Source organism: Shewanella bicestrii, from assembly GCF_002216875.1.
In the GTDB taxonomy this organism is placed as follows: domain Bacteria; phylum Pseudomonadota; class Gammaproteobacteria; order Enterobacterales; family Shewanellaceae; genus Shewanella; species Shewanella seohaensis.
Map to the genome: position 1 here is coordinate 2,518,713 of NZ_CP022358.1, position 18,037 is coordinate 2,536,749.

Genomic DNA, 18,037 nt, shown 5'->3' on the forward strand with positions numbered 1-18,037 from the left:
TCAAACCTCCGCAACCTGTGCTATTGGTTGGAGCTCTGTCCCATCCTGCTGCTTGGCCGATTCTTTGGCTGTATTGGCTGTATTAGCATCGGCCAGCGGCAGATACAGTTTGGCGCCCGAGGCCGCAAACTCGGCCGATTTTTGCGCCATGGCCGCCGCTAATTCATCTTGGGTTTTGACTCTGATCTGCTGGATTGCTTCGTTGCCAGATTGCCCTTGTTGAGCAGGGTTTATCGATGCAAGCGCTTCAGCGCTCTCAACATTCTGGCTTGACGAAGCCACTGACAACGTACCCGCCGTTAAACTTGCCGCATACTCGCGCACATCTTGGGTGATCTTCATCGAGCAGAACTTAGGGCCACACATAGAGCAAAAATGCGCAACCTTGGCCGATTCCTGTGGCAGGGATTCATCGTGATAGGCTCGGGCGGTATCAGGGTCGAGTCCCAGGTTATATTGATCTTCCCAACGGAATTCAAAGCGCGCCTTGGATAATGCATTGTCGCGGATCTGCGCGCCCGGGTGACCTTTTGCAATATCGGCGGCATGGGCAGCAATCTTGTAGGCAATCAGCCCTTGTTTGACATCCTGCTTATTGGGCAAACCTAAGTGCTCCTTCGGCGTCACATAGCAGAGCATGGCGCAGCCATACCACGCGATCATCGCCGCGCCTATCCCTGAGGTGAAATGATCGTAACCCGGCGCAATATCAGTAATTTGTGGACCTAGGGTATAAAACGGCGCCTCGGCACAGTGGATAAGCTGCTTATCCATATTCTCTTTGATAAGTTGCATCGGGATATGTCCAGGCCCTTCGATAATGGTCTGCACATCGTATTCCCAAGCGATTTTGACCAGCTCGCCTAAGGTCTCAAGCTCGGCAAACTGTGCCTCATCATTGGCATCGGCAATCGAGCCTGGACGCATACCATCGCCTAATGACAGCGACACATCGTAGGCCACGCACAGCTCGCAAATCTCTCGGAAATGGGTATAGAGGAAGTTTTCTTGATGGTGGCTCAAGCACCATTTGGCCATGATAGAGCCGCCGCGGGACACAATCCCAGTCACCCGTTTGGCGGTCATGGGCACATAGCGCAATAACACGCCCGCGTGGATGGTAAAGTAATCGACGCCCTGCTCCGCTTGCTCAATCAAGGTATCGCGAAATACTTCCCAGGTCAGGTGTTCAGCAACACCATTTACTTTTTCCAATGCTTGATAAATCGGCACTGTGCCAATCGGCACTGGCGAGTTACGGATGATCCATTCGCGGGTTTCATGGATATAGCGCCCAGTGGACAAGTCCATCACAGTGTCTGCGCCCCAACGGGTTGACCAGACTAGCTTTTCGACTTCCTCCTCGATGGAGGACGTGACCGCCGAGTTACCGATATTGGCATTCACTTTCACTAGAAAGTTACGACCAATAATCATAGGCTCGGCTTCTGGATGATTGATATTTAACGGAATAATCGCGCGGCCACGGGCAATTTCATCGCGGACAAACTCTGGGGTAATCGGTTTACCAATCACAGCGCCGAAGGATTCACCTTGGCCACGGCGGTTTAAGATTTCGTCCTGCACCTCGGCGAGCGCCATATTTTCCCGAATCGCCACATACTCCATTTCGGGGGTAATAATCCCTTGGCGGGCATAGTGTAATTGGCTCACGCGTTTACCCGGTAAGGCACGGCGAGGACGAACAATCGCACTTGAGCCGGCTTCGAAACGCAGATGATCGAGCCCATCATCCTTGAGGCGTTGCTGGGTAAAATCTGAGGTTGCACAATCGAGCACTTCGGTATCTTGGCGCTCGATAATCCAGGGTAATCTGAGTTTGGCTAAGCCTTGGCGCACGTTAATTTGCGCAGCCGGATCGGAATAAGGACCGGCGCAGTCATACACAGGAATGGGAGGATTTTTCTCGACTATAGGCGCGGTAGCAGTGCCGCCAATTCGCGTATCGGTTTGCAGAATTTGCCGCATCCCTACACGGAGATCCTCGCGACTTCCCTGCAGATATAACTTTTGCGAATTAGGGTGTTGTAATGGTTTAAGGGTATCGATAAAGGCTTGCGCCTGGGCGCGCGCCGCACGGCGACTCGTTTGCCCTTGGGCATTAACGGCAATCGATTCTGAGGACGATTCTAAACTGGACATAAGCAATCTCACTTTAACAAATAAAAATGGGGTTGCTTGTCTGGAGACTTGAGTGTTGAAGCTGAGCCGTGCAAACCCAAAGCGGATTTACGGACTCAATAACGACTAAATCGATGAGTTAATACAGGGCGAAAAGGTGGCCGCTGATACGATTTAATGGATGTTATTATGCTTGTTTCCTTCGCAGGTTTTAACCTGATCAGGTTCAACGGATCCCGAATAAACGGTCTCAGCCAAGAGGCACTCCGACAAGATGGGCAAAAGTATAGGCAGAAGCGCAGCAAACAAACAAGCGTAATTTTAGGATAAAAATTAAATTATAAATCAAAAATAAAGAACGAATAACACAATGTATTTAAACGCTTTTAATTTTTATTCGTTTTAAAATCGCTGATTAAAACTATTTTTAGTGAAAATTTATCATGACTATTATTTATCCTTTGGGCCGCTTTACCATCATTTTATCGAGCTGCGCCTTAATGGCATCGTCAATTTCTTGGTTCATTTTCTTGCCACTGCAATCAAAGGGGAAACCTAAATTCTCGGCATAGGGATTAATTTGAGTGCCTACTTTGACGACCCGATAGCAGGTATCCCCTTTACGGACAATTCGATTGGGATCCAGTTCTAAATCTAAACTGGTGGGGCCGCTAAAATCGTCGGCATTGGGCACAATCAGCACCTCCATCTCAGGGCTCATTTCAGACAAATTCGACCGTTTGCTGTAATGATTTGCTTGTTCTAACACTAAATCATCCAAGGCTTGCTCACGCTGGCGCTCAAAATAGCGCTGGGTAAATAATCCCACGCTACCAGCCGCCCCGCCGCTTTGCCCACTTGCCGCTGACTGCTCTGTACTTACCGCTTGTGCCGAGCGTGATTGGATTTCTGCCTTTTTAGGTTTAACAACCTCTTTTGCACTCTTCTGGGTTTGGCTTTGTGTTGAAGCGTTAGGTGTTGAGGCGTTAGGCGCTGATGTGTTCGGCACTGATGTGTTCGGCACTGATGTGTTCGGCACTGATGTGCTTGGTACTGGTGCTGTTGATTCTGTTACTTCTGATGCTTTTACTTTTGATAATTGGGCACTGACTTCAGGAGGTTTTGTAATCTGCTCAGTGGGTTTTGGCATCGGCTTTACCGTATTAGGTGCTGAAGTTATCGGCTCGCGAGAAACCGCAGACTCTTCCACTGAGCTATCTTGAGCCGAATCCGCAGGAGCGGTTTGCGTTGGCGGCGCATAAATAAAATATGCCTTTAACGCTTTGGTTTCAGTTCGTGCATTGGCTGAAGATTCGCTAAACGACAGCCCTAACTGCTCCGACTGGGTTCGCCATAAAAAAATTAATAACAACAGCAGTAAACCATGACCCAAGATGACCCAAAGCAATAGCTTAAGATTGAAATAATGCGACCACTCTCGCCAACTGAAGCCTGAATTGGGGTGGAATGCGCTATCGCTCTCTCTTTGGTTAGCCTCACTCAAATTAAGGTTTATTGCACAGCCCAAAGGCTCTGCATGGGCGCTAAAAGAGGTAGCACAAAAAGGCATAGCGGAAAATGCGACAGTCTCGTCGTTTGTCACGCGGCGGTGCGCAACAAAACTGAGATCATCTTCTGGGGTAATAGTCGAACGAACAGGCAAAATCCATCCCTTAGTACTTTATGGACAAAGTACTTAACAAATCCATGATTACTACGGGGGATTAGAGAAAGCGCACCGCACAAAGTTCCAAGGCGTTGACATTAATCGGTCGTAAATAGGCACCATAATGTTGTACAACTAGATAAGAGCTCGCCTAAGTCTCAGTTGATAGTGTTAACCCTAAAATAAATTAGCTTACACGTGTAAGCTAATTATGGCTTTCCAATTTACCAACTGATAGACTCAGCCATTATCACCATCGAGTGGATCAACAGCATGCCAAGCCAGAGTTTGATAGAGCCGCAAATGAGTCATGAAAAACCATTGAATATCAGTGGGTATAGTCTTAGTGAAGAGATAGCCAATAGCATCAGCCATGGTCTAGGGGTAATCGCGGGTGTGGTTGGCTTAGTGTTTATGATCCTCAAAGGCGTCGACCACCTCACCAATATTCAGCTCACAGGTGTTATTATTTATGGCACAAGCCTCATCCTGTTGTTTTTAAGTTCTACCCTGTATCACAGCGTGACACATATAGGCTGGAAACATAAACTCAAGATTGCCGATCATTGTGCCATCTACTGCTTGATTGCAGGCACTTATACCCCGCTGATGTTAATCAGCCTGCAAGGACAGCTTTCCACCGTTATCCTCACGGCGATTTGGTCTTTGGCTATTGGTGGAATTTTATTTAAAACTTTGTTTATTCATCGCTTTAAAAAAATGAGCCTAGTGCTCTATTTAGTGATGGGTTGGCTGTGTGTGACTGTGATGGGCGATTTGACGGCGGCGATGTCACCGCTAGGATTTAAGCTTCTGCTATTGGGCGGGTTGTTTTACACCTTAGGGGTGATCTTCTATATCGGTAAACGCATTCCGTACAATCACGCGATTTGGCATTTATTTGTATTGGCGGGCGCGATGAGCCATTTCTTTTGTATTTATTTAACCGTGATCTAGCCGCTAACACTGCCTTTCCTCACAAGCCATCCTCAGGATGGCTTTTTTATGTCTGCGCTTTTTGAGCCAATATGATCATCGAACATGGCTTTCTACAGTAATTCTTCAACGATTCGTTTAAGCAGAAAGGTTTCCCTATCGATGGATTGCCCTTTATTGGCAAACGTCCGTAGGATCGCTTCATTATGGGCAATCGCTTGATGGATATTGATCCATTCAGGGCGCATCCCATTTTTTATCTCATGGGCTTCGAGTCTTGGCTCACCCAAGCCGCGTTCGCCAAGGCTCATATCGATTTCGCAAAGATAGCAGTAAGAGTCCATATGCATCACGTTTGCCCCCTCACGAAACCAGGAGCGATATTCCTCATAACGGCCAAAAGGCGCTAACACTCTGGCGGCAATGGCGCCAGTTTCTTCCTGTAATTCACGGATAAGTCCAACTTCGATACTCTCGCCCTTATCCACCCCACCGCCAGGCAAACCATAATCGCGATATTTCTGGGTATAGAGCAGCAAAATATCTTCCCCCGACAGCACTATGGCACGGGCGGCTTGGCGATAAAAAATCTTCGCCTGTTTAAGATTGAGATTGGCAGCTTGGGTGGACTTCAATAAACGCATAATAAAACTCAAGATTAACGGCCTATTAGCATAAACCAACTCGGTGGATTTACAGAGCAAAACCGTTTTAACGCCAAGATGTAGCGCTCAATGGCGCATGTTGGCCTATGAGGTTAACAATTCAGTTGCTGCAAAATGTGCTGATAGGCCGCCACAATTTGTGGTTTGTTGGGCATGCGTTGCTCAGGAATACGCTGATAATGACCGATAGTTTGGTCAAGATAACGCTTGGCCTGACGGGTTTTATCCGCATCTAAGCCTTGCCACATGATTGAGCCCGTCGCACTTAAGGGCACAACAGCTTCAGCTGTTTTTGAGCTGGCATTCGTCTTTGAGCTGGTATTTGCCTGCGTTAAATGCAGTATCTCGTAGAAACGTTGGTTTTCTTCGAGTAAATATTCATCTTTAAGGGATAAGCCCAATTCTGCCAACGCGCTGCGCACATGGTAATTATGATGCACGGGACACAAAATAAATTCGAGCTGGCGGGCGCCTTGACTAAGGTCATGATTGCTCGAATCATTTCCACTGTGAGCATCACTTTGACTTTGCTGATTTGCCACAATACTGCGCACCAATTCAACCAGTAACTCACCACCGACACCCGCAATAATCACTAAGTGTTTGGCTTGCTTGCCGTATTGCGCCAGTGGCAAGGCCGCCACATCGAGGCAATGCACTTGCCATTCACTTTGAAGATTGGCGGTTTGCTCAGTTGTGGTTTGCTCAGTTGCATTTTGAGGGTTTGAGATAGGCTGTAGAGGGAAAAACCTTGCTAACTCAAGGCTGAGTTGCTGCATCAAGGGCGCGACACAATCGACAAAATGCACCTTAGGTGCCGCATTTCTTTGCAGTAACAACATGCCGAGTAAACCATGATCGCAGCAGCAGTCCCAGATATGATCGTACCCTGGCCCCACCATTCGATTGATCTGCTGTAATCGCTGACTGATTTTCACCGCTCACTCCCAAACCCGTTGATATCGCTGCCCATATCGGCTTAAGTCTTAAGCGCCTTAAACAAAATAAGAAAGCCAAGAAAGCCGCGCATTCTACCCGAGTCAGCAGTTAAAACCCATCTCTTTACGCCTTGCGTTCGGCCTGCCACCAACCCGCTCGCTATGGTGAATACGTATGCAAAGCATTGCGAGCAAAAAGCCATCGCCACTAGTATGCATTGACCCATATTCACTATAAAAACAAGGATCAGGGAATGTTCAGCAATCCTCTTACCCACGCACGCCACATCAACTCACCAACGCAAAATAGCCGCCATTGGGCCGCCAGCCTATTCACGCCCAGCTTGCTCGCACTCAGCATTGGCAGCCTGCTCAGCACCAGTGCCACAGCACAGACCCTCAACCTAAGCTCCCCCGATAAGCAAATCGTCTTGAGTCTGAGCGATGATACGGGCCGCCCCGAATACCAAGTCCATTTTCATGGCAAATCGATTATCGAACCGAGCCGCTTAGGGTTAGTCTTTGCCTCATTGGGCGAATTAGGCCAAGGTCTTCGCATCAAATCGAGCCACACCGCCAGCGCCGATGGAAAGTGGCAGCAACCTTGGGGTGAACAAGAGTGGATAAAGGATCAACACAATCAACTGAGCGTGGTATTAACCGACGGTAAAATCGACTTAAACCTCGAGTTTAAAGCCTTTGACGATGGCATAGGCTTTCGTTATCACTTAGCGACCCAAAACGCACTACCGACCAATACGCCGCTTGCCATTACCGATGAACTTACCGAATTTAATATTGGCCAGAGTGATAAGGCCACCGCCTGGTGGATCCCTTCTCGTGGATGGAACCGCTACGAGTATCTGTATCGCACCAGCGCGCTCAATCAGGTCGACCGAGCCCACACCCCTTTTACCTTTAAACTGGTCGATGGCACCCATTTGAGCATTCACGAGGCGGCGTTAGTTGATTTTGCCTCGATGACCCTCGATCAGCAGCGTGATGGCAAGCTCAAGGCCGATCTCACCCCTTGGTCTGATGGTATTCGGGTTAAAACCCAAGCGGGCTTTTATACCCCATGGCGCACGATTCAAATCGCCGACAAGGCCACGGGCCTGCTTAATTCTCACCTTATCCTCAACCTGAATGAACCCAATAAACTGGGGGATGTCTCTTGGGTTAAACCGGGTAAATATGTCGGTATTTGGTGGGGGATGCACCTCAATGAAAACACTTGGGGCTCGGGTCCAACACACGGCGCAACCACCAGCGAAACAGAGCGCTATATGGATTTCGCCGCCAAGTACCAGTTTGATGGCGTCTTGGTCGAAGGTTGGAACCAAGGTTGGGATGGCGATTGGTTCCATAATGGCGATCAATTCAGTTTTACCAAGGCCTACGATGATTTCGATTTACCCGCCATTACCGCCTACGGCGCGAAAAAAGGCGTGCGCCTGATTGGTCACCATGAGACCGCAGGCTCAGTGACCCATTACCGTAATCAAATGGATGATGCCTTCGCCCTGTATGAAAAACATGGCGTGACCCAAGTCAAAACCGGTTACGTGGCTGACGGTGGACAAATCAAACGCATCGATGAAAACGGCATCACCCGTCACGAATGGCACGATGGACAGTTTATGGTCGGTGAATATCTGCACAGTGTCACCGAAGCCGCAAAGCACCATATCAGCATCAACAGCCATGAACCGATTAAAGATACCGGACTTCGCCGTACTTATCCAAACTGGCTTGCCCGCGAAGGCGCACGTGGACAGGAATACAATGCTTGGGGCAGCCCACCAAATAGCCCAGAACACACTGCCATGCTGCCCTTTACCCGCATGCTGGCAGGGCCAATGGACTTCACCCTGGGGATTTTTGACTTAGCGCCCAAGGGCTTAGATGCCGAAAATCGTGTGCAAACCACCTTGATGAAGCAGCTCGCCCTGTATGTGGTGCTCTATAGCCCAATCCAAATGGCCGCAGATTTGCCGCGCAATTACCAAAAACATCTAGATGCTTTCCAGTTTATCCGCGATGTACCAACAGACTGGTATCAAAGTATCGCACTGGCTGGCGAAGTAGGTGATTATGTGGTGTTTGCCCGTCAGGCCAAGGATCAACAGGATTGGTACTTAGGCGCGCTGACCGACGAAAATGCCCGTCAGGTTAAGGTCAAACTGGATTTCCTCGACCCAAATAAACGCTATCAAGCACAGATCTACCGTGATGGCGCTAAAGCCGATTGGAAAACCAATCCCTATGATTATGTAATTGAAATCAAAGAGGTTAGCGCCAAGGATAGTCTGACATTACAGCTAGCCAGCAGTGGCGGCACAGCGATCCGCTTTAAAGCGCTGTAACGACAAGCGCTAACATAAACGCTTAAAAACCCCGAGCAATAGTCACCGAGAAACCATTCTTGGTGACTATTTTTATTATTGAGCCCCTTCGTTACTTACTAAAGTTACTTACTAAAGTTACTTGTTTAAGTTACCTTGCTTAAGTTGCTTTGTTTAAGTTCCTTTATTTTAGTCACTTAGTTTGAGTTGCTTAATTTAGTTACAGCGCCTAACAACCGTTGGCGGATTGCATGTGAGCTGTGCCATTGCCCTCCACTACTGAGTCACACTTGATACGGATGCAAATGGCATTAAGTTAGCTTAAGCTAAACTCCCCAATGCTTAATGGTGACGACCTTGCGATACACGGCTTATGAACTCGAAATGTGCAGTTTTAAGCGTTTCGAGACCCAATTTGCCCACTTAGGCTTTAATCATTTTCAAGCCATTACCCCACTGCGTCCTTGGGTGCAGCGTTATTTTCATTTGCATGTCGCAGCGGATTTACCACAGCCAATCGAACAATGCTTCTATCCTGACGGCGGCACAAGCCTGCATTTCTATTTACCATCACCCAGCACTGGCGATACGCCTTTAGCGTATTTTTACTCGGGACAGCAGCGGCATTATCACAGCTTCGCACCGGGTACCGAGCAAATTACGGTGCGTTTTCAGCCCGGTGGCGCCTTCCATTTATTGGGTCTTGAGCTAGCCGCTATTCGTGTCGATACGACAACAAACGTTATCGATGTGACCCAGTGGCCCATCGTGGGTTTAACAGCGCTCTTATACCAACTCGTCGACACTCCACAGCCTAGCGAGCGTATCGCCCTCGTGGAACACTGGCTATTGCAACGAGCGAAGCAATTAGACTTAAGCTTATCGACGCGAATGAGCCTAGTTCCCGCAACCTTGCCTCGACTCATCCACACCCAAGCCAATTTAGACACGTTTTACGGGCAACTCCCCATGAGTCGGCGCCAATTTGAACGTAAATTTAAGCAGGAAACAGGTTTATCGCCCGCGCAATTATTGCAGCTAAATCGAGTCAAAATCGCCCGCAACTTATTGAGCCAATCGCCATCCCTTAGCCTAGCGCAGGTAGCCTTCGATTGTGGATTTTACGATCAAGCCCATCTACACCAGCATTTTTTGCGGGTAATGCAGCAAACACCGGGGCAATATAAAAAACGCAAGATGTCGCAAATCTCCAATAAAACGCCCAATTAAGCCCTTAGATTGAAGCCTCAACTTACAGGAGGCTTTATGTCAGAACGAATTCCACGCCAACAGATTTACCAACTCCAACCCGAACTCGCCAAGGCACTCATTAGCCTAGATAAAGCGGCGGCTGACTCGGCGTTTTCACCATTATTGGTACATTTAGTCAAACTGAGGGCATCGCAGCTCAATGGCTGCGCGTTTTGTCAGCGAATGCACGCTGAAGAAGCGCGCCACGATGGTGAAACCCAGCGGCGTTTAGATTTACTGGCCGCTTGGCACGAAGTCGATGATCTCTTTGATGCACGGGAGCAAGCAGCGCTGCGCTGGACCGAAAGCTTAACCCGCGTCGCCCAATCGCCGGTGCACGACAGTGAATATGCCGCGCTCACCGAGCATTATTCTGAGAAGGAGATTGTCGATCTCACCTGCCTCATCATTGCCATTAATGGTTGGAACCGCGTTGCGATCGCCTTCCATTTACAACCCATCTAGCGGCAGATAAATCGACAAATAAACAGGGCACCGAATCGGGTGCCCTGCTTGTTGATATCACTGTGTCGTTCGTATCACTGTGTCGTTCGTATCACTGTGTTGTTAGTTTAAGGTCAACGCGACAATTTTAAGTGGATGATTATCATCGAATGACGGGAAATCCTCATGGGGATCGAGCCAAGTGTGCTCAGTCACACCTCGGCCTTGTTTTTCAACGCAGCGTACTAGGCTATCAAACCAATCTTGTCGGTCTACTTTGGCGACATTATTGCAACACACGATTGTGCCACCGGCCTTGGTTGATAATAAGGCGGGTTTAAATAACCCTTGGTAATCATTAACCAAATCGACAATTCCGAAGGCACTTTTGGCATAACGAGGAGGATCGAGGAACACCAGATCAAACTGGGTTTGCGGCAATTTAGGGTAACTCGGCAATTTTTGATTGCGACGTCCGCCCACATTTAAACCTGCTAATTGGCGCAGGGCCGGAAACGCATCGCTCTGCACAAATTCACATACCTCTGACACTTGGTTTAACTCGGCATTGGTTCGCCCTGCGGCGAGTGCAAAGGAGGAAAAGTCAACATTCACAACCCGTTCTGCACCGCCCATGGCGGCTGCGGTTCCGATACCACAGGTATAAGAAAACAAATTCAGCACGGTTTTATCTTGGCTGTGTGCCCGCACATATTCACGACCAATACGCATATCAAGAAATAGCAGCGGATCCTGTCCTTCGTGGCGCAGCTTAGTGGTGAATTTAATCCCATTTTCCTGCATCACCAACTCCGCACAGGCAATATCATCCAGCTCAGGGCTTAATGCATTGAGCACGCGGGAATGACCAGCGGAGCGATCGTTATACACCACAGGCAGAGCCACTTCTTGGGTGAGCACTTCCACTATTTCAGCTAATTCCGCATCGGTTAAGGTTTGGTGAAAACTCTGCACTAACCAATTATCGCCGTAGCGATCGACATTCAAACCACTGACACCTTCGACTGTGCCATGGAACACCCGAAAACAATCGGTATGGTCTTGTTCTGCTTGCAGTAAAAAATCATGGCGCTTGGCCAGAGCCGTCGATAACAGCGTTTGAATAGACATAAAAAGCGGGACTCATACAGCGGAAACCTGCTTAAGGTTTCGAGGGCAAAACGGCATAATACCAAACTAGGCCGCAGAATATCGGATAAATTCACCCTGCTGGTGCGAAAAAATAGCCTTTAGCATCTTGGCTCGCCGCGATTGTTAGTTCGTTTTTTAGCTTTTGTCGTTACCGCTAAATGCATGCTCAGACTAATTTATACCTTCCGTTTCGGTGCAATTCAGCGAGTCCACTTTGGATAAGGCTAACGCAGGCTGAGGGATCTTCTAATGGCAGCAGATGTCCATAGCGCGGATCTTCTAAAAACACTGTGTCTGGCGCGAGCTGTTGCCAGCGCCGCCAAGTCGCTTCAGAAAAGAAAACTGACGGTTTCCCTCGGATGGCGACGCAGGGAAGCTTTAGCTGCTGCAATATCGATAATACATTCGGCGGTTGAGTGTAATTATGCGCTTCCCACTGTTTAGGAAACTTCAACGTGAACTGTCCATCAGTGTTTTGATAAACCCCGAATTCGGCTAAGGCGGCAAACGCCTCATCATCAAAGCGTTTGTATAGCTTACTCATTTTGCAATATTCAAGAAAATGCTCACGGCTTTCCCACATATCGCGCTTCTTTAAGGTATTTTTTGCGGGCGAAGTAAAATTCATTAGTGATTTAGGCATTAGCTTGGCAAACCAAGCGATAGAGCGCGATACCATTGCGGGTTCAATAAGGACCAATGCCTTAAACAAATCGGGTCTTTTGCTGGCGGCAAGAATAGTACTGGTTGCTCCCATCGAATGGCCTATGCCCACAATTAGCTCACTGCAATGTTGTTCAATATGCGAGATCAAATCATCGGCATATAGCTGCCAATCTCGGCGCTTAGGCGGCAAACCAACATCGTGCCATGTCGGTCTTAACTCGAGTGCACTCAGGCTAAACGCTTGCTGCAACTTTGCTAATAAGGGCGCATAAACCCCCAATGGAAACCCATTAGCATGGTAAAAATGCGCACCTTCACCAGTGCCAGAAAAGGTCTTAAAAACCTTTGCCTGTTGTAATTCATTGCAAATTTGATCCATCAAATCCTACTTATCGCGTCCCGCTTTGCTAGTTAAGCGGGATGAAATTACCCAATCTCAGCATATGGCACCTTTCGCTAAAGCGACGAAATCTAGCGACGAAATCTAGCCTGCCGATATCAGCCTCTATGACTGACTTAAAGGCCATTAAATCACTTCAATCAACGGCTCTAAACCTGCTGCGGCTCGAGTGGGGACAAATTCCACCACCTCAAATTCGGCCACCTCTTCGATATAGAAGGGGTCGAGTTTGACAATGGCTTCAAGCTCGGCGCGATTATCCGCTTTGGCAAGGATCACTCCACCTGTGCGGGGTACCTTACGGCCAGAGGCGATAAAGGTGCCCTTGGCATAATATTCATCGAGATAGGCAATATGGGCCGCCAAATGCAGTTCCACATCGGCCAGCGGTTTTTTGTAGGTTAAAGTAATAACAAACATAGCGTTCCTTAATGGCGTAATAACAAGCCAGAATGAATTCTCAATTGCTCTTGCCACAAACATCAATGGCGGCAAGTCGGTAAAGTCTGGCGACATAGTGATGCATTATGCTTTCGCTATCAATAGCCTATAAAGATGAGTCTGTTGATTAAGCTGAAAGATGAGCCACGTGCTTACCCACATATCTGAGTGGATTGAATGCATAGCCCTTCATCACAGCGCGAGTGACCCATGGAGCAAGGTTCTGAACGCCCCCCACCGATGTGATAACAGGATAAATCGAGGGTTTAAACCCATCCACGCCTCACGTAAAATCAACACACCATTAGTTACAGGGCTGTTTCGCCAGGGTTATCAAGGAATGATGAATACGTATGTAAGCGGTTGTGCGTCAATTGGCGCTGCGGCTACTATAAATTCGCTAGTTTCACCCTCTGCTTGTGGGGTTGAACACTGTGAGGTCGTTTCTGGTGGTTGCCTTTGAGGATAGCTGTCAGGCTTAGGTTCTTTTCTGCTATTGAGCATTTGCATCATTGAGTATGAAAATGAATTTATTGGCGAATATGCTTCTGAGGGAGAGGTATATTCGCCATTTTTTCACCCACACTGCCATGCGGTAATGCACGTTTGGGAAGCTAGCACAACACGCGTAAAACTGAGCAAAGGCCATTGAATAGGCCACACATTATAACGATAAATGACTCAAGGCAGCCCCGCTGCCCGCTACTGAAGGGAAGTTGCATGTCCGCGGATCAACAAACGGTTACCCCATTAGAGAATTTCTCGCCCAAGGTGGCGCAGCGCGCCGTGCATAGGGTGCAACCCGAGCTGAATTTCTGGCAAATCTTCAATATGTGCTTTGGCTTTTTGGGGATCCAATTCGGCTTTGCGCTGCAAAATGCCAACGTCAGCCGCATTTTCCAAACCCTTGGCGCCTCTATCGATGATATTCCTATCCTGTGGATTGCCGCGCCGTTAACGGGTCTGCTGGTTCAACCTATTATTGGTTATCTGAGCGATAACACTTGGGGGCGTTTAGGTCGCCGCCGGCCGTATTTTTTAATCGGTGCCATTTGTACGACGCTCGCCATTTTTGTGATGCCGCATTCCCCTACGTTGTGGATTGCCGCGGGCATGCTGTGGATTATGGATGCCTCAATCAATATCGCCATGGAACCCTTCCGTGCCTTTGTGGGGGATAATTTACCTCCTAAGCAGCGCACCCAAGGCTATGCGATGCAAAGCTTTTTTATCGGCATCGGCGCGGTTGTGGCCTCGGCCCTACCCTATATTCTCAGCAACTTCTTTGCTGTCGCCAATACCGCACCCGCGGGCGAAATAGCCGATTCGGTGCGTTATGCCTTCTATTTTGGTGGCGCAGTGCTGTTTCTTAGCGTGGCTTGGACTGTTGTGTCCACCAAAGAATATTCCCCCGATGAACTCGCCGCCTTCCATGGCAATGCTGACGCAGGCATAGATGAGCAACAAAACCGCACACGCACCCATAAGAATTATCAATCTGCCGCTATCGTTTGGATAGCTGTAGGCGCACTGCTAACGCTTGCGGTGTGGACACAGGATTTAGATAAGCAGCTGTATATTTTAACCTTAGGGATTTTTGCCTTTGGCCCATTGCAACTTTACTGCGCCCTGCGTTTAGGCAAATCTTCGCCCTCACAGCGCGCGCAACTGGGCATTGTCTTTAATGTCGTCGACGATTTATTCCATATGCCTAAGGCCATGCATCAGTTAGCCATAGTGCAGTTTTTCTCTTGGTTCGCGCTCTTTGCGATGTGGATTTACACCACTTCAGCGGTCACGTCCTACCATTTTGGCAGCAGCGATGTGTTATCTAAGGCCTATAACGATGGCGCCGATTGGGTGGGCGTACTGTTCGCCTCCTACAATGGATTTTCGGCCATTGCGGCTCTGTTTATCCCACTGCTTGCTAAACGTATCGGCATCAAACTGACCCACACCTTTAATATGTTCTGCGGCGGTTTTGGGTTGATCAGTTTCTATTTTATCAAAGATCCCAGTCTGTTATGGCTACCCATGATTGGCGTGGGTATCGCCTGGGCCTCGATTCTCTCCGTGCCCTACGCCATGTTATCTGGCGCCTTACCGCCGAAAAAGATGGGCGTGTATATGGGAATTTTTAACTTCTTTATCGTGATCCCACAGCTGCTCGCAGCCAGTGTTTTAGGCTTAATTCTTAATGGATTATTTGATGGTCAGCCCATCTATGCCCTGATCACCGGCGGCGTCCTGATGCTCTGCGCCGGGGTTGCCGTGCTCTTTGTTGAGCAGCCGAATACTCAGCACACTCAAGCGTAAATCGCAGATCCTACAACTCGGCAACTTTGACGTCTTGGCGTTTGAGCAACTAAACGCCAAGACGCATGGCCACATAGCTTACAACAAGAATAAATCGCAATTAGCACCATCTATTGATTGGGGAGATTTTGAAGAATATGGCATCGACAACAGTACCTTCACAGCAGGCTCGCAGCTTAACTCACCGCCGCAACTTAACTCGTAAGCCGATTGCGCTCGCAATTGCCGCAAGCCTTATCGGCGTTGCCAGCTTAACGGGCTGCCCACCCTCGGCCCCCAATGCAGACACATCAACACCGACCGTCACCAAAGCCACAGACGCACAGATTGCCCCCGGCGCCCCCGGCAAAGCCCCAACCTGGGCGTTTTCCGGCAAAACCGGTATCGGTACCTCCTATGAGCCTTATACTCAGGGGCAATACCAAGACAGCGCGCAAAATCCCATTAGCCGAGTGTGGTTCTCCGTCGCGCAGGGGATTTTAACCGAGACCATGTACGGCCTTATTCACAACGCTCAGCTCAAAGAGTTGCAATTTGTGATCACTGGCAATGGCTTTGTCGATACCGAAAAAGACAACACGATCAGCAGCATTGAATACTTAGATACCGATGCCAATGGCCGCCCACAATCCTTGGCCTATAAGATTATCAATCGCGATGTTGAAGGTAAGTATCAGATAGAAAAACATATCTTTACCGATCCCGACCGCGATACCCTGATGATGCACGTGACGTTTACCGCCTTTGAAGCAGGCATCACACCGCATTTATACGTTAACCCCCATATCGATAATGCGGGCGCGAATGATATTGGCAGAATCGATCATCAAGCCCTTATCGCTCGCACCAATGATCCCCACAGCAGCGTGATGACAGTTAAATCGGATATCGATTTTGCGCAGGCGACCACGGGCTTTGTTGGTGTATCCGACGGTTTGGCCGATTTAGCCGATAACGGCAAGCTCGATACGCTGTATCAGGCCACCAGCAGCGCCGAAAATCCTACTCAAGGCAACATTGCTTTTACCGCCAGTTATCCTGCACTCCAAGCTAATCAACCTCTTAATGTGAATTTGGCGATTGGTTTTGGCCATGATGAAACGAGCAGTTTAGCCAATGCCAACGCCAGCTTAACGGCGGGGTATGACGCTGTGCTGAGCCAATACAACGCCGGTTGGCACAGTTATTTACAATCGCTGCCCGCGATGCCTGATATGGCGCGGAGCACCACAGATAATGGCAAGCTGCTGTATACCAGTGCCATGGTACTGAAGGCGCAGGAAGATAAAACCTATGCGGGCGCCCTTATCGCGTCGCTTTCTAATCCTTGGGGCGATACTGTCCCTGCTGTCACACCCAGCACGGGTTACAAGGCCGTTTGGCCCCGAGACTTTTACCAATGCGCCATGGCATTTCTCGCCATGGGCGATACGCAAACGCCTAAAGTCGCCTTTGAGTACCTTAAAAAGGTGCAAGTGAGTGACAAAACTCCAGGCTATAGTGGCACGCCCGGTTGGTTCTTACAAAAGACCCATGTGGATGGCCAAATCGAATGGGTAGGCGTACAGCTCGACCAAACGGCGATGCCGATCATGCTCGGCTGGAAACTCTGGCAAGCAGGCGTGCTTAGTCAAGCTGAGCTGAGCCATTGGTATCAAGAGATGCTAAAAGCCGCGGCGGACTTTTTAGTCAGCGGCGGCGAGGTCAATCTCGACTGGAATAACACGCAAATTACGCCACCGAAAACCCAGCAAGAACGTTGGGAAGAACAAGCTGGTTATTCGCCCTCCACCACGGCCGCAGTGATCGCAGGCTTAGTGGCCGCGAGTGATATTGCTAAGGCAGTAAACGACAGCGATGCCAGTCAGCGTTATCTCGCAACCGCTAAAACGCTTAATCAACAACTTGAAAAATACTTAGTGACGACCCAAGGTTTGCTTACCGATAGCCAAGGCATTAAGGCGCCTTATTATCTGCGATTAAGCCCCAACGGTGAGCCAAACACCGCCGAGCAACTCGCCGCTAATAATGGTCGTGCGGGATTAGATCAACGTCAGATCCTCGATGGCGGCTTTTTAGAGTTGGTGCGCTACGGCGTACGTGGCGCCACCGATAAGCTGATTAATCAAAGCCTAGCGCTGGTGGATAATACCGAGCTTGAAGACAATTTACGCCTCAAATACAACTTTACAGCAAAAGATGGCAGCAGCGTTCCCGGCTTTAGACGCTACGGTAACGATGGCTACGGTGAAGATACCCTCACTGGCGCAAACTACGCCGAATCGGGCAGTAATAGCGACAACCAACGCGGCCGCGTCTGGCCCTTCTTCACCGGTGAGCGTGGCCATTTTGAATTGGCCCTCGCCAGCGCTAAGGGAGAGCTAAGCGGTACTCACGCGCAGCAAACCAAACAGCAGCTTATCAATACCTATGTGCAAGGTATGGAAACCTTCGCCAACGCGGGTCTGATGCTCCCCGAGCAAGCGTGGGACGGTGTGGGTAACGCCACACGTTACCAATATCAACTCGGCCAAGGCACTAACTCCGCCACCCCGCTCGCCTGGACCCACGCTGAATATATCAAGCTGGTGCGTTCGATGAGCGATGGTCGAGTCTGGGATAACTACCCAATCGTCCCAGAAGCGTTGAAATAGTTTTTAAGGCTGATACCAGTG

Annotated in this window: 13 protein-coding genes and 1 riboswitch; of the genes, 6 read left to right on the forward strand and 7 right to left on the reverse strand. The window is 49.1% G+C overall.

Translation table 11 applies throughout. The features are described 5' to 3' along the window. Both thiC and CF168_RS11025 read right to left on the reverse strand, forming a co-directional pair. On the reverse strand, nucleotides 1–2,163 hold the full coding sequence (thiC, locus tag CF168_RS11020) for a phosphomethylpyrimidine synthase ThiC (protein ID WP_089067862.1): 2,163 nt from the start codon (nucleotides 2,161–2,163) through the stop codon (nucleotides 1–3). 159 nt (nucleotides 2,164–2,322) lie between these two features. Further along, nucleotides 2,323–2,421, reverse strand: a riboswitch (TPP riboswitch). Between the two features lie 175 nt (nucleotides 2,422–2,596). After that, nucleotides 2,597–3,805 (reverse strand): hypothetical protein, encoded by a 1,209-nt coding sequence (locus CF168_RS11025; RefSeq protein ID WP_089067863.1) that lies wholly within the window; start codon nucleotides 3,803–3,805, stop codon nucleotides 2,597–2,599. A gap of 276 nt (nucleotides 3,806–4,081) precedes the next feature. Here CF168_RS11025 and trhA point away from each other — a divergent pair, with 276 nt between their 5' ends. After that, nucleotides 4,082–4,765, forward strand: coding sequence for a PAQR family membrane homeostasis protein TrhA (trhA, locus tag CF168_RS11030; RefSeq protein ID WP_089067864.1), 684 nt, complete (start codon nucleotides 4,082–4,084; stop codon nucleotides 4,763–4,765). A 92-nt stretch (nucleotides 4,766–4,857) separates the two neighbouring features. On the opposite strand, the gene CF168_RS11035 is transcribed toward trhA, so the two are convergent. Together CF168_RS11035 and CF168_RS11040 are read right to left on the reverse strand one after the other, a co-directional pair. Next, a complete protein-coding gene (locus CF168_RS11035) occupies nucleotides 4,858–5,388 on the reverse strand; it encodes an NUDIX hydrolase (RefSeq protein ID WP_086903475.1) in 531 nt (176 codons plus the stop codon). Between the two features lie 113 nt (nucleotides 5,389–5,501). Beyond that, nucleotides 5,502–6,347 (reverse strand): tRNA (adenine(22)-N(1))-methyltransferase, encoded by an 846-nt coding sequence (locus CF168_RS11040; protein ID WP_089067865.1) that lies wholly within the window; start codon nucleotides 6,345–6,347, stop codon nucleotides 5,502–5,504. A 254-nt stretch (nucleotides 6,348–6,601) separates the two neighbouring features. Here CF168_RS11040 and CF168_RS11050 point away from each other — a divergent pair, with 254 nt between their 5' ends. From CF168_RS11050 to CF168_RS11060, 3 genes are all read left to right on the forward strand, one after another. Beyond that, nucleotides 6,602–8,713 carry a glycoside hydrolase family 97 protein gene (locus CF168_RS11050; RefSeq protein WP_089067867.1) on the forward strand — a complete coding sequence of 704 codons (2,112 nt, stop codon included), beginning with the start codon at nucleotides 6,602–6,604 and terminating at the stop codon, nucleotides 8,711–8,713. Nucleotides 8,714–9,037: 324 nt separating this feature from the next. Next, the gene (locus CF168_RS11055; RefSeq protein WP_089067868.1) at nucleotides 9,038–9,922 is read left to right on the forward strand and encodes a helix-turn-helix domain-containing protein; all 885 of its coding nucleotides are present in this window, start codon (nucleotides 9,038–9,040) and stop codon (nucleotides 9,920–9,922) included. A gap of 36 nt (nucleotides 9,923–9,958) precedes the next feature. Continuing rightward, nucleotides 9,959–10,408 carry a carboxymuconolactone decarboxylase family protein gene (locus tag CF168_RS11060; RefSeq protein ID WP_089067869.1) on the forward strand — a complete coding sequence of 150 codons (450 nt, stop codon included), beginning with the start codon at nucleotides 9,959–9,961 and terminating at the stop codon, nucleotides 10,406–10,408. Nucleotides 10,409–10,510: 102 nt separating this feature from the next. Here CF168_RS11060 and CF168_RS11065 read toward each other — a convergent pair whose 3' ends face one another. From CF168_RS11065 to CF168_RS11075, 3 genes are all read right to left on the reverse strand, one after another. Continuing rightward, nucleotides 10,511–11,518 carry a class I SAM-dependent rRNA methyltransferase gene (locus CF168_RS11065; RefSeq protein WP_089067870.1) on the reverse strand — a complete coding sequence of 336 codons (1,008 nt, stop codon included), beginning with the start codon at nucleotides 11,516–11,518 and terminating at the stop codon, nucleotides 10,511–10,513. Nucleotides 11,519–11,705: 187 nt separating this feature from the next. Then, entirely contained in the window at nucleotides 11,706–12,584 is an 879-nt protein-coding gene (locus CF168_RS11070) for an alpha/beta fold hydrolase (RefSeq protein ID WP_089067871.1), read from the reverse strand. Nucleotides 12,585–12,731: 147 nt separating this feature from the next. Next, the gene (locus tag CF168_RS11075; RefSeq protein ID WP_086903480.1) at nucleotides 12,732–13,025 is read right to left on the reverse strand and encodes a YciI family protein; all 294 of its coding nucleotides are present in this window, start codon (nucleotides 13,023–13,025) and stop codon (nucleotides 12,732–12,734) included. Between the two features lie 741 nt (nucleotides 13,026–13,766). Between CF168_RS11075 and CF168_RS11080 the strand changes: the two genes are divergently transcribed. Further along, complete coding sequence (locus CF168_RS11080) at nucleotides 13,767–15,362, forward strand: MFS transporter (RefSeq protein WP_089067872.1); 1,596 nt, start codon at nucleotides 13,767–13,769, stop codon at nucleotides 15,360–15,362. Between the two features lie 137 nt (nucleotides 15,363–15,499). Next, nucleotides 15,500–18,016 (forward strand): glucan 1,4-alpha-glucosidase, encoded by a 2,517-nt coding sequence (locus tag CF168_RS11085; RefSeq protein WP_089067873.1) that lies wholly within the window; start codon nucleotides 15,500–15,502, stop codon nucleotides 18,014–18,016. Nucleotides 18,017–18,037: the final 21 nt, after the last annotated feature.

Excerpts from the sequence above, each read along its gene's own strand:
- CF168_RS11075 (WP_086903480.1), bottom strand. The coding sequence starts at position 13,025 with ATGTTTGTTATTACTTTAACCTACAAAAAACCGCTGGCCGATGTGGAA.
- thiC (WP_089067862.1), bottom strand. The coding sequence starts at position 2,163 with ATGTCCAGTTTAGAATCGTCCTCAGAATCGATTGCCGTTAATGCCCAA.
- CF168_RS11035 (WP_086903475.1), bottom strand. The coding sequence starts at position 5,388 with ATGCGTTTATTGAAGTCCACCCAAGCTGCCAATCTCAATCTTAAACAG.
- CF168_RS11055 (WP_089067868.1), top strand. The coding sequence starts at position 9,038 with ATGGTGACGACCTTGCGATACACGGCTTATGAACTCGAAATGTGCAGT.
- CF168_RS11050 (WP_089067867.1), top strand. The coding sequence starts at position 6,602 with ATGTTCAGCAATCCTCTTACCCACGCACGCCACATCAACTCACCAACG.
- CF168_RS11060 (WP_089067869.1), top strand. The coding sequence starts at position 9,959 with ATGTCAGAACGAATTCCACGCCAACAGATTTACCAACTCCAACCCGAA.
- CF168_RS11065 (WP_089067870.1), bottom strand. The coding sequence starts at position 11,518 with ATGTCTATTCAAACGCTGTTATCGACGGCTCTGGCCAAGCGCCATGAT.
- CF168_RS11070 (WP_089067871.1), bottom strand. The coding sequence starts at position 12,584 with ATGGATCAAATTTGCAATGAATTACAACAGGCAAAGGTTTTTAAGACC.
- trhA (WP_089067864.1), top strand. The coding sequence starts at position 4,082 with ATGCCAAGCCAGAGTTTGATAGAGCCGCAAATGAGTCATGAAAAACCA.
- CF168_RS11080 (WP_089067872.1), top strand. The coding sequence starts at position 13,767 with ATGTCCGCGGATCAACAAACGGTTACCCCATTAGAGAATTTCTCGCCC.
- CF168_RS11085 (WP_089067873.1), top strand. The coding sequence starts at position 15,500 with ATGGCATCGACAACAGTACCTTCACAGCAGGCTCGCAGCTTAACTCAC.